We start from the raw sequence: 13286 nt of genomic DNA, 5'->3' as shown, positions 1-13286 counted from the left end.
CGTCAGAGTCCCATCCGGTGCGCGCGGGCGGTGAAGAAGATGCCCGAGGGGCTTTTCGCGGCGATTTCGCCGATTTTTTCGAAGGTGGCAGCGTCGTAGATATCCACCCGGTCGGCATCGCGGACCGACACCCAGACCTCGGTGCCGCGCGCGGTGAACTCCATGTGCAGCACCGCCGGTCCCGGGGTCAGCTCGTGGATCACCTCATGGCTGCGGGTGTCGATCACCTGAATGGTGTCGTTGAGCGGGTGGGCGAAATTGACCCAGACCTGACGGCCGCCGGGCCGGGACATGGCGAACACCGGCTGCCCGTGGGTCTTGGTGCGGGCGGTTTCGGTCAGATCGCGGGCATCGACCCACAGCACCTCATGCTGGCCGACGGCGGGCAGAACGAACTCTTCTCCGGCCAGTGCCCAGCCCTCCAGATGCGGCATCTTGTAGACGGGAAGCCCCTCGCGGCCCTTGCCATAGCCGGGCAGGATCCGGCGCGGCTCGGGCGTCTCGTCCCAAAGGTCGAGGGCGGTCAGCCCGTCCTCGCCGAACAGGCCGGCGATATAGGTCCGCCCGTCCGCGGCGATCAGCGCGTCATAGGGGTTCTTGCCGATCCCCGGCACCTTGGTGATCTTCGGCGCATCGCCGCTGAAATCGGCGATCCAGGTCTCGCCCGCGTCCCAAAGAGTAAAGACGAAGCGCCGGTCCGGAGCATCGACAAGGCCGATGGTCTTGGAGCCGGTGGGAATGTCGGCGACCATCTCCAGGGTGCCGGCGTCGAAGACCCGCACGCCGCCGGGTTCGTAATTGGCCACCGCAATAAGCGTGCCGTCATCGGAAATCGCGCCGCCGATGGAATTGCCGGCCTGCATCACCCGGCCGGTGATCTTCTGGGTCAGAATGTCGACCTTGGTGAGACCGCCGTCGCGTCCGAAGACGAAGGCGAAACGCTCGTCCGGGGAATAGACCAGGCTGGCGTGGGACAGATCGCCGAGCCCTTCGATCCGGCCGATGGCCGCCCGCTCCGACTGGTCGACCACCAGCAGGGAGCCGCTGGCCCGCTCGACGATCAGGCCCAGATCGCCAGTGGCGCAGCAGGGCGCCTCTTGCGAGCCCGCATGGGCTGCGGGGGCGAGCAGGGCGGCGCAGAGCGCCAGGGCAGCGAAGCGGATCATTTGCCTTCGTCCTTCAACAGGTAATACGCAATCCAGAGGGCTTCATCCTCGCTCATCAGCGGGCGCCAGGGCGGCATGGCGGTGCCGGGCACGCCGTCGAGAATGATGCCGGCAATGCCTTCCGGCTCGATATGGCTGAGTGCTTCGGCGGTCAGCGGGCTGCCGAGCCCGCCCTTGCGGGTCAGCCCGTGGCAGGAGCCGCAGTCCTGCTCCACCAGATGGGCGAGCTTCTGCGCCTGTTCTGGCGCAAGGGCCGGTGCGCCGGGCAAGGCCGGCGCGGCGTTCTCCGCGAGCGCGGAGGCAAGGGCGAAGGCAGGGGCTGCGGCGGCAAGCAGCAGCAGGAGCGGCAGGCTACGCATGAGCCGCCATCCGCACCTCGTCGAGCAACTGGCCGGCCGGGAGACAGGCGGGCAGCTCGCGGTAAAGCGTGACCACATGGCCGATGATGAACAGCACCGGCGCTTCGAAGCCGGCGGTTTCCAACTCACCGGCGATCTGGTCGAGCTGGGAGATCAGCCGGCGCTCGCGCGGGGTGGTGGCGTTGGCCACGGCCATCACCGGCAGGCTTTCGGGCATGCCATGGCCGATCAGACAGGTGGAAATCTCGGCGATGTTGGCAACGCCCATGTAGACCACCAGCGTCGTTTCCTCGCTGGCAAGGCTGGCCCAGTCGAGGTCGAGCGGCGCGTCGGCGGCCTTGTGACCGGTGACGTAGCGCACGCCGGTGGCAAGGCCGCGATGGGTGAGCGGGATGCCGGTGGAACTGGCGGCCCCTTGCGCGGCGGTGATGCCGGGCACGTAGTCGACGGGGATGCCGGCATCGCCGAGAACGGCGGCTTCCTCGCTGCCGCGTCCGAAGATCAGCGGATCGCCGCCCTTCAGCCGGGCCACGACCAGTCCTTCCCGGGCGAGCGCGACCAGCAGGGCGTTGATGCGGTCCTGCGGGACCGAATGACAGTTGGGAGACTTGCCGACGCTGATGCGGCGGGTGGCGGGGGGAACGAGGCGCAGGATCTCGGGCGACACCAGCCGGTCGAAGACCACCACGTCGGCCCGTTCGATGATCTTGAGCGCGCGGAGCGTCAGAAGCTCCGGATCGCCGGGTCCCGCGCCGATGAGGAAGACTTTTCCGGTCATGGAAGCCTCTCTTGTCCGATAAGGGAAAAAGAGGGGGAGGGCCGGCGCGGCCCTCCCCGAAGGCGAAACCGTCAGTAGACGTCGCCGCGCGTGTTGAAGACGTTGAACTTGCCCGTCGGGGTAATCAGGCGCGGGTCCTTGATCACCTTCTTGAGCTCAAGCGTCTTGTCGTCGACGACAACGATGGCCGATTCCTTGTCCTTGGCGTTCCACACCGAGAACCAGATTTCGGTGCCCTCGCGGTTGAACTCCGGCTGGACGACGCGGGGCTGACCCTCGGCGATGCCGGCCCACTCGCCGATCGGCAGGGTGGTGTACTCCGGCTCCGCATCCGCCTTCATCTCGTCGATCTTGAACACCGCGACCGAGGCGGAAGTTTCCGCATCCGGGTTCAGCGTCGCATCGACATAAAGGTGGTTCGACTTCGGATGGGTCTTGATGAACAGCGAGCCGCCGCCCAGGGCCTCGAAGCTGTCGACGATCTTCCAGGCGTTGTCCGGATGTCCTTCCGGATCGGTGCCGATCAGCGCCACGCTTTCATCGCCCAGGTGCGAGGTCGCCCAGACCGGACCGAACTCCGGATGGGTGAAGTTCGCACCACGACCCGGATGCGGGGTCGCGCCGCCGGTGTCGGTGATGGCCACCAGCTTGCTTTCCTTGGTGTCGATCACCACCAGCTTGTTGCGCGCGTTCGCCGCCGTGATGAAGTAGCGGTGCGTGCTGTCCAGACCGCCGTCATGCAGGAACCGTTCGGCCTCGATTTCCGTGGTCTTCAGGTTCTTCAGGTCGGTGTAGTCGACCATGACGATCTTGCCGGTTTCCTTCACGTTGACGATGAATTCCGGCTTGTAGTGAGAGGCCAGGATCGCCGCGACGCGAGGCTCGGGATGGTAGGTCTGCTCGTCATAGATGTTGCCACGGGTGGAGACGATCTTCTTCGGCTCCAGCGTGTCGCCATCCATGATGACGTATTGCGGCGGCCAGTAGGCGCCGGCGATGGCGTATTTGTCCTCGTAGCCCTCGAACTTGGAGGTCTCGACGGAGCGCGCCTCGGTGCCGATCTTGATCTCGGCAACGGCCGCCGGGGTTTCCATCCACAGGTCGATCATCACGATCTTGGCATCGCGGCCGATGACGAAGAGGTAGCGGCCGGAGGCGGAAATGCGCGAAATATGCACCGCATAGCCGGTGTCGATGATCGCGTGGATGTCGTAGGTCTTGCCGTCGATCAGGGCGATCTGGCCGGCATCACGCAAGGTGACGGAGAACAGGTTGTCGATGTCGATGTCGTTCAGCTTCTCCTTCGGCCGGTCTTCCGGCGCAACGATCAGCTTCCAGGTCTCCTTCATTTCCGGCATGCCGAATTCAGGAGGTGCCGGCGGCTCCATCAGGATGTACCGTGCCATCAGGTCCACATCGGCCTCGGTCAGCTCTCCGGAGGTGCCCCAGTTGGGCATGCCGGCGGGCGAACCATAGGTGATGAAGTTCTGGAGGTAGTCGTAGCCGAGCGCCCGGGTGACGTCCGGGGTCAACGGCTTGCCGGTGGCGCCCTTGCGAAGAACTCCGTGGCAGCCGGCGCAGCGCTCGAAGTAAATCTTGGCACCGCGCTGGAATTCCTCGTCCGTGATGACGGGGTCGTCCGCCTTGCGGCCGGGAATCTCAACCTGGATCTCGCCCAGCGTCGTCATGCTCGGTTCATAGGCGGCCGCAGGTGTGTCACCATGGTCGGCGGGCTTGTCCTGCGCGAAGGCAGGACCCGCAGCGAGCACAAGCGCCAGCGCAGCGCTGGAGAACAGCGAGCGCCTGGCGGTAGTTGACTTGCTTTTCATAACGGAGTCTCCGTTCGGGTAGTGAGGCGTGTGCGACCATGCGCCCGAGGGGGATCGCTCTCCTTGACTTTCGTTAAGGCTGGGGCGCCATCCGCGCCGCAGAGTTGTGCAATGGAGGTCCGGAATTCGACATGCATTCACTCCTCTTCATCTTCGGCCTACTGGCGACGCTCAGCCTTGCACTTATTTCTTCTCCAGTCCATGCCGTAGAACCTCACGTTGCATCGGTGGAGAGGGCGGCGCCGGACGCGGAACTGGCGGCGGCGCTGTTCAACACCGACGGGCCGCTCAGCGTGATCCGGCAGGAAGCCGGCGTGCCGGGCTGGACCGTCAGTGCCGGCGGCAAGGTGATCGGCCATATCGGCTCCACCTGGGACATCGCCAATTCCGTCGGCTATTCGGGGCGGCCGCTCGATGTGCTGGTCGGCGTCGGCCTCGATGCAAAGATCGCCGGCGCCCGCCTCGTCCAGCACAATGAACCGGTGCTGACGCTTGGCATCTCCGATGAGGACATTGCCGCCTATGTGAACGGTTTCGCCGGTGTCGCTCTCGATGCGCCGCGGGCGGAAATCCTCACTCCGCAGGCGGACCTTCCCGATGTGATTTCCCGTGCCACCGTCTCCACCGGCGTCATTCGCGACGGGATTCTCAGAACCGCGCGCACGCTGGCGATGTCGCGCGGGGTGCTGCCCGGCGGCGACGGGATCGACCGGCTGTCCTACGCTCCGGCCACCTGGGACGAGCTCACGAGCATGGGCGCGTTGACGCGCCGGCGGGTGACGATGGACGAGGCGGGCGAGGCGCTGGCTGAGGCCAAGGTGCCGCTGCCGCCCGGCGATGCGGCGTTCCTCGACCTTTACGTCGGGTTGATCGATCCGCCGACCGTGGGCCGCAATCTGCTGGGCCAGCAGGTCTATACCCGGGCAGTGGCCGCGCTCGGGCCGGGGGAGGCGGCGCTGGCCGTCCTGTCCGGCGGCTTGCACTCCCATCGGGGCACCGCCTGGAAACGCACGGGGCTGTTCGACCGGATCGAGATCCGCCAGGGCGACCGGCTGGTTCGGCCCACCGCCGGCGACTACGTTTTCGTGAAGCGGCTTGCGATCGAGGGCGCACCGGCGCTGAAGGAACTCAGCGTGTTCCGGCTGGGGGAGGGGATCGACCCGACTCAGCCTTTCCAGGTCGAGGTCACGGCGCGGCGTCCGACCACCTCCGGCGGGACGGCGGTCCTGACCGTGACCGCCGACTATGCCCTCCCCGAGGCGCTGCGCGCGACCCCGCCGCCAGCGGCCGAACCGTTGTGGCGGGAGATCTGGATGGCCAAGCGCCCGGCGACGGTGGCGACCGGCGCCATGCTTGGGGTGCTGACGCTGATCCTGTTCTTCCAGGAAAGCATCGTGCGCCGGCCAAAGCTCTGGCGCTGGGGGCGCATCGGCTTCCTGTCGGTGACGCTGGTCGTGCTCGGCTGGGGGCTGAACGGCCAGCTGTCCGTGGTGCAGGTTGTCGCCTTCATCCACTCGCTGCTGACCGGCTTTCGCTGGGAAACCTTCCTGATCGAGCCGGTGATCTTCCTGCTCTGGTCCTTCGTCGCGCTTGGGCTTTTGTTCTGGGGGCGCGGGGTCTATTGCGGCTGGCTGTGTCCGTTCGGTGCCTTGCAGGAGCTGCTCAATACGGCGGCGCAACGGCTCGGCATTCAGCAAATCGCGGTGCCGCAGGCGCTGCACGAGCGGCTCTGGGTGATCAAATACACCCTGTTCGTCGCCATTCTGGCGCTGTCGTTCTACTCCATGCACGATGCCTTGGTGCTGGCCGAGGCGGAGCCGTTCAAGACGGCGATCTCCATGCGCATGATGCGCGCCTGGCCGTTCCTCGCCTTCGTCGGTGTGCTGCTCGTTGCGGGGCTGTTCATCGAGCGATTCTACTGCCGCTATCTTTGTCCGCTCGGCGCGGCACTGGCGATTCCCGCCAAGCTGAAGATTTTCGACTGGCTGCGGCGCCGGCCGCAATGCGGACGCGAATGCCGGCTGTGCGAGACCAAATGCACCGTCGGGGCGATCGATCCGCTGGGGCGCATCAATCCCAATGAATGCGTTTTGTGCCTGCGCTGTCAGGTGATCTATCACGACCCGGCCACCTGTACGGTGCTGAAGCGCCGGGTGCGTCCGGCCCCAGGGGTGAGCGCGCCGCCTTCGCCGCCCGCAGGCGCCAAGTCCTGATCCGCATGGTGCGGGAGTTCATCGTGCTGTTCGCGGCCCGCCCACCAATGACGCAGCTCTGCAAGAGGACAGTTTCAAGTAGAAGACAACGTCGTTTCGTTGCAGCATGATGAGGTGCGGATAAATCCTGGCAGTTGACTTTCGTTAAGGAGTTGCGCCGGCACTCCGACGAATGTGCCAGCACCATCAACCGCTCCGCGAAGGAGGGCGCAATGCGCGAAGTCATGACCAAGAGCATGGCCCGTAACATATTTTATGGCGGGTCACTGTTCTTCATCGTCATTTTCATCGGATTATCAATACACAGCCACTACTACATCGTCACGACTTCGACGGATCGTGCCGGTTTGACGGACAATGTCGCGGCCGGGAAGCACCTGTGGGAAAAGCACGGCTGCGTTAACTGTCACACCATTCTGGGCGAAGGGGCGTATTTCGCGCCCGAGCTTGCCAATGTCATGACCCGCTGGGGGGTGAACGACGATCCGGAAGGCGCCTATGAGGCGCTCAAGTCCTGGATGCAGGCGATGCCGACCGGCATCGAGGGGCGTCGCCAGATGCCCAGCTTCAAGCTCACCGATGAAGAATATCGCCAACTTGCCGACTTCCTGCTGTGGACCAACAGGATCCGCGCGCAGGACTGGCCGCCGAACGACGCGGGCTGAGGAGAGACCCATGAAGTACCAAACACAAAAGATCGCGTATGCGTATTTCGCGGTCGCGATGGCGTTGTTCGCCGTTCAGGTGACCATGGGGCTCGTGCTTGGCTATATCTATGTCCAGCCGAACTTCCTTGCTGAAATCCTGCCGTTCAACATCGGCCGCATGCTGCACACCAACAGCCTGGTGGTCTGGCTGCTGACCGGCTTCTTCGGCGCCGCCTATTTCCTCATTCCCGAGGAATCGGAGCGCGAAATTCACTCGCCGAAGCTGGCCTATCTCCAGCTCGCGATCCTGGTGATCGGCACCGCCGGCGTGGTGGTGACCTATCTGTTCAACCTGTTCGAGGGCAACTTCCTCCTCGGCAAGGAGGGGCGCGAGTTCCTGGAGCAGCCGCGCTGGGTCAAGGTCGGCATCGTCGTTGCCGCGCTGATCTTCCTCTACAACGTCACCATGACGGTGCTGAAGGGCAAGAAGACGGCGATCTCCAACATCCTGCTTATCGGCCTGTGGGGACTGGCGCTGCTGTTCCTGTTCGCCTTCTACAACCCGTCCAACCTGGCGCTCGACAAGCAGTACTGGTGGTATGTCATCCATCTGTGGGTCGAAGGCGTCTGGGAACTGATCATGGCCTCGATCCTCGCCTATCTGATGCTCAAGCTGACGGGCGTCGACCGCGAGGTGGTGGAAAAGTGGCTCTATGTGATCGTCGCCACCGCCCTGTTCTCCGGCATTCTGGGCACCGGCCACCACTACTACTGGATCGGCACGCCGGGATACTGGCAGTGGATCGGCTCGATCTTCTCCTCGCTGGAGGTCATTCCCTTCTTCGCGATGATGGCCTTTGCCTTCGTCATGGTCTGGAAAGGGCGGCGTGACCACCCGAACAAGGCGGCGCTGCTGTGGAGCCTGGGCTGTGCGACGCTGGCCTTCTTCGGCGCGGGCGTCTGGGGCTTCCTGCACACGCTGCACGGGGTGAACTACTACACCCACGGCACGCAGATCACCGCGGCCCATGGTCACCTGGCCTTCTTTGGTGCCTATGTGTGCCTCAACCTGGCGATCTTCACCTACGCCATGCCGATCCTGAAGGGGCGCGATCCCTACAACCAGGTGCTCAACATGGCCTCCTTCTGGCTGATGTCGGGCGGCATGGTGTTCATGACCTTCACCCTGACCTTCGCCGGCACCGTGCAGACCCACATGCAGCGGGTCGTGGGCGAGGCCTTCATGGATGTGCAGGACCAGATCGCCATCTTCTTCTGGATGCGGCTTGGCTCGGGCGTGGCCGTGGTGATCGGGGTGTTCCTGTTTCTCTACGCGATTTGGGTGCCGGGTCGTGAAGTCATCGAGCCGGGCCCGACGGTCCGTGCCGCGGCGGAGTGAAGCGCATGAACGCTCATGTCAACTTGCAGGAGGGGGCGGAGGCCCCCTTCTATCTGCCGCAGGGCGACGAATGCGAGGTGTTTGCCGCCGCCCATGCCAACCGGTTGCCGGCGCTTCTGAAGGGGCCGACCGGCTGCGGCAAGACCCGGTTCGTCACCCATATGGCGGCCCGTCTCGGCCGGCCGCTCTACACGGTCGCCTGTCATGACGATCTGTCGGCCGCCGACCTGATCGGCCGCTATCTGCTCAAGGGCGGGGAGACCGTCTGGGTCGATGGCCCCTTGACGCGCGCGGTGCGGGAAGGGGCGATCTGCTATCTCGATGAGGTGGTGGAAGCGCGCAAGGACGTGACCGTGGTCCTGCATCCGCTGACCGACGACCGCCGCATCCTGCCGATCGACCGGACCGGCGAGGAACTGGCCGCGGCGCCCGGCTTCATGCTGGTTGCCTCCTACAACCCGGGTTACCAGAACATCCTGAAGACCCTGAAGCCGTCGACCCGGCAGCGGTTCGTCGGGCTTGAGTTCGACTTCCCGACCCCGGCCAACGAGATTCCGGTGGTGGCGCGCGAAAGCGGGTTGTCCGAGGAGCAGGTCAAGCCGCTGGTCCGGCTGGCCGGCAAGCTGCGGGCGCTGAAGGGGCAGGATCTGGAAGAGGGGGTTTCGACCCGTCTTGTTGTTTACGCCGCGACCCTGATTGCCCAGGGGATGCCGGTGGAGCGCGCGATTCTGGCGGCGATGATCGAGCCGCTCAGCGACGATGAGGATGTGAAACGCGGGCTCCTCGATCTCGTCACGGCCATTTACGGGTGAGGCAGGCCGTGTCCGGGATCGAAATCGAGCCATGGGAGCCCGAGGAAACCGTCGGGAAACTGTGGCACGCCCTCGCCAGCCGTCTTGATGCGCCGGAAGCGCATGAGGGAGCCCGTGTCGACCTTTCCGAGGTCGGCGGACGGCTGGCGGTACTTTTTCGCGGCCTTGGCGGCAATCCGTCCGTCGAGCTGAAGCCGGTGGCCGAGGAGGAAAGCCGGCATCGGCTCTCCTTCCTGCGCCGGCTGGGGACAGCGGCCGAACGGGCGCCGCGCGCCAGCTTCGACGGGGCGGCGGTCCGTCTGCCGGAGAGCCTTGCCGTCTATCCAGCGCGGGAGGCGAATGCCGCCCTCTACCTCTGGCTTGCCGCCGTTCTGTCGCAGGCTGGTGCCGGGCAGGCGGAAAGCGATCCGCTGCGCACGGATCTCAGCCACCTTGCCAGCGCGCTGCGCATGACCACGGCGACCCTTGCCGAGGCGCCGGGCTTTGCCCAGCTCTACGACGACCTGTGCGCCGCCTATCTCAGCTTGCGGCCGGAGCTCACCCTGCCGCCGGTGGAGGCGGCGGTGGAGGCGGTCGCGCGCCATCTGCTCGGCGATCCGGCGGCCCTGTCCGATCGGGCGCAGGCGATGCTGGCGGCGGTGCGGGCGGACGATCTGGAGGGCTTTCGCGCGCCGCGTGGCTATCGCCCCTTGCGCCCGGTGCCGATCTGGCCGGACCTGCGCGAGACCGGCAGCTCCGCGCCATCGGAGGTGGAAACCCGCGAGACCGAGGGGCCACCGGAGGAAGGCGAGGGCGGCACCCGCCGGGCGCGGCGGCGCAAATCCGAACAGGCGGAGCGCAACGACAGTTTCATCCTGCACAAGTTCGAGGCGATCCTGAGCTGGGCGGAGTTCATCAATCTCAACCGGCGGGTGGAGGATGACGATGTCGATTCGGCGAAAAAGGCGGCGGATGACCAGGACGAGATCGGTCTCGGCCAGATCTCCAAGGCGCCGGCGACCCGGCTGAAGCTGCATCTCGATCTGGCGCCGGAGGATGTCGACCGGGAGAGCCTGTCGGGCGTTCACGTCTATCCCGAATGGGACGTGCGCACGAAGGCCTATCTGCCGGCCCATGCGCGGGTTCTGGCCAGCACGGTGGAGCCGGGCGACGAAACGCCGGCGTTTCGCAACGATCCGCAGGCGCTGCGGCGGATCAAGGCGGTGAAGCGCCAGTTCGAGGCGCTGCGTCCGGGGCGGGTGACCACCCCCGGTCATCTCGATGGCGACGATCTCGACATGGAGGCCGCCGTGCGCGCCCGGGCCGATTTCCTGGCGACGGGCGAGACCCGGGACCGGATCTGGCGGCAGACCCGGCCGCAGGCGCGCAATCTGGCGGTATCGATCCTGCTCGACGTCTCGCGCTCGACCGAAAGCGCGGTGACCGGCCGCGCGGTGATCGACATCGAACGGGAAGCGTTGACGGCGATGGCCTGGGGGCTGGACGCCTGCGGCGACGATTTCGCCATTCACGGCTTTTCCTCGCTGCGGCGGGATCGGGTTTATCTGTTCGGCTGCAAGGAGTTCGGCGAGCCGATGAGCACGGTGGTCGAGGACCGGATCGCGGGGCTGAAACCGGGATTCTACACCCGGCTCGGGGCGGCGATCCGCCATGCCTCGGCGGAGCTTTCCGGCCAGGCGAAGAAGCGGCGGCTCCTGCTGGTCATCACCGATGGCAAGCCGAACGATCTGGACCATTACGAGGGGCGGCACGGCATTGAGGACAGCGCCATGGCGGTGCGCGAGGCGCGCCGGGCGGGGCATGCGGTGTTCGGCATCACGGTCGACCGGGACGGCAAATCCTGGTTCCCGCGCATGTTCGGACGCGGCGGCTACGCTCTGGTGCCGCATCCGGACCGGTTGCCGAGCGCCCTGCCCGACATCTACCGGCATTTGGTGGGAGCATGAGCGAAACCGTCGAGACACCGCATCCGCTTGAGCAATTGCCGGGCGATCTGATGATGTGGGTGCTGATCGTGTCCGAGCTTCTGGTGTTCGGCGCGGGGCTGGCGGCGTTTCTCGCCGTGCGGATCGGCGATCCGGCGGGCTTCGCGGCGGCGCAGGATCACCTGCACCGGGCGGCGGCGGGCCTCAACACGGTGGTGCTGGTCACCTCCGGTCTTCTGGCCGCGCTGGCGGTGCGGGCGCGCGAGGCGGACAAGCGCCTGCGCACCCGCTGCCTGCTGGCGGGGGCATCGGTGCTGGGGCTGGTGTTCCTCGTCATCAAGGGGATGGAATACGCGGACAAGGCGGCGGCGGGGATCGGCGTCGAAACCCATCCGTTCTTCACCTTCTACTACCTGCTCACCGGGTTCCACGCCGCGCATGTGCTCGCCGGGGTGATCATTCTCGGCCTTGTCGGCTGGAAGGACAGTCCGCGCAGCGTCGAGGTGGGGGCGGCCTTCTGGCACATGGTCGATCTGGTCTGGGTGCTGCTGTTCCCCGTCATCTATCTGTTGAGGTAGGTCATGCTTCGCAATCCGCTCCTGCGCGCCTGGGGTCTTCTGATCGGCCTGTGCCTTGCCTCCACGCTCGTTGCGCTGGCCGTTGAGCGGACCAGCTTCGCCGGTCTTGCCGCGACCGGGGCGGGCGCCACCATCCTGCTGCTGGCCTGGCTGAAAGCGCGCATCATTCTGTCAGAGTATCTGGGGCTTGCCGCCGCGCCCTTCTGGCGGCGCGGCTTTGAGATCGTGCTGGCGCTCTACGCCCTCTTGCTGCTCGGGCTCTACACCATTCCGGTGCTTTAGGCGGTACACTTTCAGGAGATTGGCGCGCCTGTGCAGGAAGCAATCTTGCATGGTGGCTTTCGCGTGTCTTCTGTGCTGGAGTGCATGTGCCGCTGTGCAAAGACACGCCATGCGCGCAGGACCTTCCTGGCTATCTGCCTGATCAAATTGACTGGAATGGAACCGTGATTTTCAAAAAACGCTCTTATGCCGCTGCTTTTACCGCCATGCTTCTGGCGACCAGCACGCTTGTTTCCTCTGTGGCGGATGCCTGTACCCGCTTCGTCTATCATGGCGCCGGCGATGAGGTGATCACCGCGCGCTCCATGGACTGGAAGGTGGACGTCGGGACCAATCTCTGGGTGTTCCCGCGGGGCATGGCCCGCTCCGGCGAGGCGGGGCCGAACTCGCTCCAGTGGACATCGAAATATGGAAGCGTGATCGCGTCGGGCTACGATATCTCGACCACCGATGGCATGAACGAGGCGGGACTTGTCGCCAATGTGCTGTGGCTGGTGGAATCCTCCTATCCGCAGGAGCGCGGCGAAAAGCCGGGCCTGACGATCGCGGCATGGGCGCAGTATGTGCTCGACAATTTCGCGACGGTTCAGGAGGCGGTCGATGCGCTGGCCTCGGAGCCCTTCACCATCGTGACGGACAAGGTTCCGGGCGAGGAGCGGCTGGCGACCTTGCATCTGTCCCTGTCCGACGCCACTGGCGACAGTGCCATCATCGAATATATCGACGGCAAGCAGGTGATCCATCACAGCCGCGACTATGATGTGATGACCAATTCTCCTGCTTTCGAGAAGCAGCTTGTCTTGAGCGAATACTGGACGCAGATCGGCGGCACGGTGATGCTGCCGGGGACAAATCGCGCGTCCGACCGCTTTGCCCGCGCCACCTTCTATGTGAATGCGATCCCCAAGAGCGAAGACCCGGTCGAGGCGATCGCAAGCGCCTTCAGCGTGATCCGCAATGTCTCGGTGCCCTATGGCATTTCCACGCCCGACCAGCCGAATATCTCGTCGACGCGCTGGCGCACCGTGTCGGATCAGAAGCGCAAGCTCTATTTCTTCGAGTCCGCGCTCACGCCCAATACCTTCTGGGTCGATCTGAAGACGCTGGATTTCTCGGCAGAGGCCGGCAAGGTGATGAAGCTCGACCTTGGCCCCAATCAGGCCAAGATCTATTCCGGCGTTGCCAATGATCAGTTCAAGGAAGCAAAGCCTTTCAAGTTCCTTGGAACAGGCGGTGTGACCGGGGAGTGATCCCAGTCAGTAGCGGATGTGGCGTCGCCCGAAGCGGCGGCCACGTCT

12 protein-coding genes are annotated in these 13286 nt (G+C 65.2%); 8 read left to right on the top strand and 4 right to left on the bottom strand.

What is annotated here, in order from left to right; translation table 11 throughout:
- Positions 1-2: 2 nt before the first annotated feature.
- The 4 genes from IEV83_RS03365 to IEV83_RS03350 form a co-directional block, all read right to left on the bottom strand.
- A complete protein-coding gene (locus IEV83_RS03365) occupies positions 3-1166 on the bottom strand; it encodes a cytochrome D1 domain-containing protein (RefSeq protein WP_181761543.1) in 1164 nt (387 codons plus the stop codon).
- Entirely contained in the window at positions 1163-1525 is a 363-nt protein-coding gene (locus tag IEV83_RS03360; protein WP_181761542.1) for a c-type cytochrome, read from the bottom strand. The genes IEV83_RS03365 and IEV83_RS03360 overlap by 4 nt, the downstream gene beginning before the upstream one ends.
- The gene (cobA, locus tag IEV83_RS03355) at positions 1518-2303 is read right to left on the bottom strand and encodes a uroporphyrinogen-III C-methyltransferase (RefSeq protein WP_181761541.1); all 786 of its coding nucleotides are present in this window, start codon (positions 2301-2303) and stop codon (positions 1518-1520) included. Before cobA ends, IEV83_RS03360 begins: the two co-directional genes overlap by 8 nt.
- A 71-nt stretch (positions 2304-2374) precedes the next feature.
- Entirely contained in the window at positions 2375-4132 is a 1758-nt protein-coding gene (locus IEV83_RS03350) for a nitrite reductase (protein WP_181761540.1), read from the bottom strand.
- A 131-nt stretch (positions 4133-4263) separates the two neighbouring features.
- Here IEV83_RS03350 and IEV83_RS03345 point away from each other — a divergent pair, with 131 nt between their 5' ends.
- From IEV83_RS03345 to IEV83_RS03310, 8 genes are all read left to right on the top strand, one after another.
- On the top strand, positions 4264-6345 hold the full coding sequence (locus IEV83_RS03345) for a NosR/NirI family protein (RefSeq protein ID WP_181761539.1): 2082 nt from the start codon (positions 4264-4266) through the stop codon (positions 6343-6345).
- A 212-nt stretch (positions 6346-6557) separates the two neighbouring features.
- Positions 6558-7010, top strand: a complete 453-nt coding sequence (locus IEV83_RS03340; RefSeq protein WP_181761538.1) for a c-type cytochrome — start codon at positions 6558-6560, stop codon at positions 7008-7010.
- 10 nt (positions 7011-7020) lie between these two features.
- Positions 7021-8391, top strand: coding sequence for a cbb3-type cytochrome c oxidase subunit I (locus tag IEV83_RS03335; protein WP_181761537.1), 1371 nt, complete (start codon positions 7021-7023; stop codon positions 8389-8391).
- A 5-nt stretch (positions 8392-8396) separates the two neighbouring features.
- The gene (locus tag IEV83_RS03330) at positions 8397-9203 is read left to right on the top strand and encodes a CbbQ/NirQ/NorQ/GpvN family protein (protein ID WP_181761536.1); all 807 of its coding nucleotides are present in this window, start codon (positions 8397-8399) and stop codon (positions 9201-9203) included.
- An 8-nt stretch (positions 9204-9211) separates the two neighbouring features.
- Complete coding sequence (locus IEV83_RS03325) at positions 9212-11149, top strand: nitric oxide reductase activation protein NorD (protein ID WP_181761535.1); 1938 nt, start codon at positions 9212-9214, stop codon at positions 11147-11149.
- Positions 11146-11706: a cytochrome c oxidase subunit 3 family protein gene (locus IEV83_RS03320; RefSeq protein ID WP_181761534.1), complete on the top strand. Its 561-nt coding sequence runs from the start codon at positions 11146-11148 to the stop codon at positions 11704-11706. The genes IEV83_RS03325 and IEV83_RS03320 overlap by 4 nt, the downstream gene beginning before the upstream one ends.
- Positions 11707-11709: 3 nt before the next feature.
- Positions 11710-11988: a nitric oxide reductase F protein gene (locus IEV83_RS03315; RefSeq protein WP_181761533.1), complete on the top strand. Its 279-nt coding sequence runs from the start codon at positions 11710-11712 to the stop codon at positions 11986-11988.
- A gap of 206 nt (positions 11989-12194) precedes the next feature.
- Positions 12195-13238, top strand: coding sequence for a linear amide C-N hydrolase (locus tag IEV83_RS03310; RefSeq protein ID WP_181761604.1), 1044 nt, complete (start codon positions 12195-12197; stop codon positions 13236-13238).
- Positions 13239-13286: the final 48 nt, after the last annotated feature.

The sequence above is a fragment of the Stappia taiwanensis genome, assembly GCF_014635285.1.
GTDB lineage: Bacteria > Pseudomonadota > Alphaproteobacteria > Rhizobiales > Stappiaceae > Stappia > Stappia taiwanensis.
The sequence above is the reverse complement of the archived record's forward strand: the minus strand, read 5'-3'. Positions and strand labels throughout refer to the sequence as shown.

Excerpts from the sequence above, each read along its gene's own strand:
- IEV83_RS03345 (WP_181761539.1), top strand. The coding sequence starts at position 4,264 with ATGCATTCACTCCTCTTCATCTTCGGCCTACTGGCGACGCTCAGCCTT.
- IEV83_RS03330 (WP_181761536.1), top strand. The coding sequence starts at position 8,397 with ATGAACGCTCATGTCAACTTGCAGGAGGGGGCGGAGGCCCCCTTCTAT.
- IEV83_RS03335 (WP_181761537.1), top strand. The coding sequence starts at position 7,021 with ATGAAGTACCAAACACAAAAGATCGCGTATGCGTATTTCGCGGTCGCG.
- IEV83_RS03320 (WP_181761534.1), top strand. The coding sequence starts at position 11,146 with ATGAGCGAAACCGTCGAGACACCGCATCCGCTTGAGCAATTGCCGGGC.
- IEV83_RS03365 (WP_181761543.1), bottom strand. The coding sequence starts at position 1,166 with ATGATCCGCTTCGCTGCCCTGGCGCTCTGCGCCGCCCTGCTCGCCCCC.
- IEV83_RS03340 (WP_181761538.1), top strand. The coding sequence starts at position 6,558 with ATGCGCGAAGTCATGACCAAGAGCATGGCCCGTAACATATTTTATGGC.
- IEV83_RS03360 (WP_181761542.1), bottom strand. The coding sequence starts at position 1,525 with ATGCGTAGCCTGCCGCTCCTGCTGCTGCTTGCCGCCGCAGCCCCTGCC.
- IEV83_RS03310 (WP_181761604.1), top strand. The coding sequence starts at position 12,195 with ATGCTTCTGGCGACCAGCACGCTTGTTTCCTCTGTGGCGGATGCCTGT.
- IEV83_RS03315 (WP_181761533.1), top strand. The coding sequence starts at position 11,710 with ATGCTTCGCAATCCGCTCCTGCGCGCCTGGGGTCTTCTGATCGGCCTG.
- cobA (WP_181761541.1), bottom strand. The coding sequence starts at position 2,303 with ATGACCGGAAAAGTCTTCCTCATCGGCGCGGGACCCGGCGATCCGGAG.
- IEV83_RS03350 (WP_181761540.1), bottom strand. The coding sequence starts at position 4,132 with ATGAAAAGCAAGTCAACTACCGCCAGGCGCTCGCTGTTCTCCAGCGCT.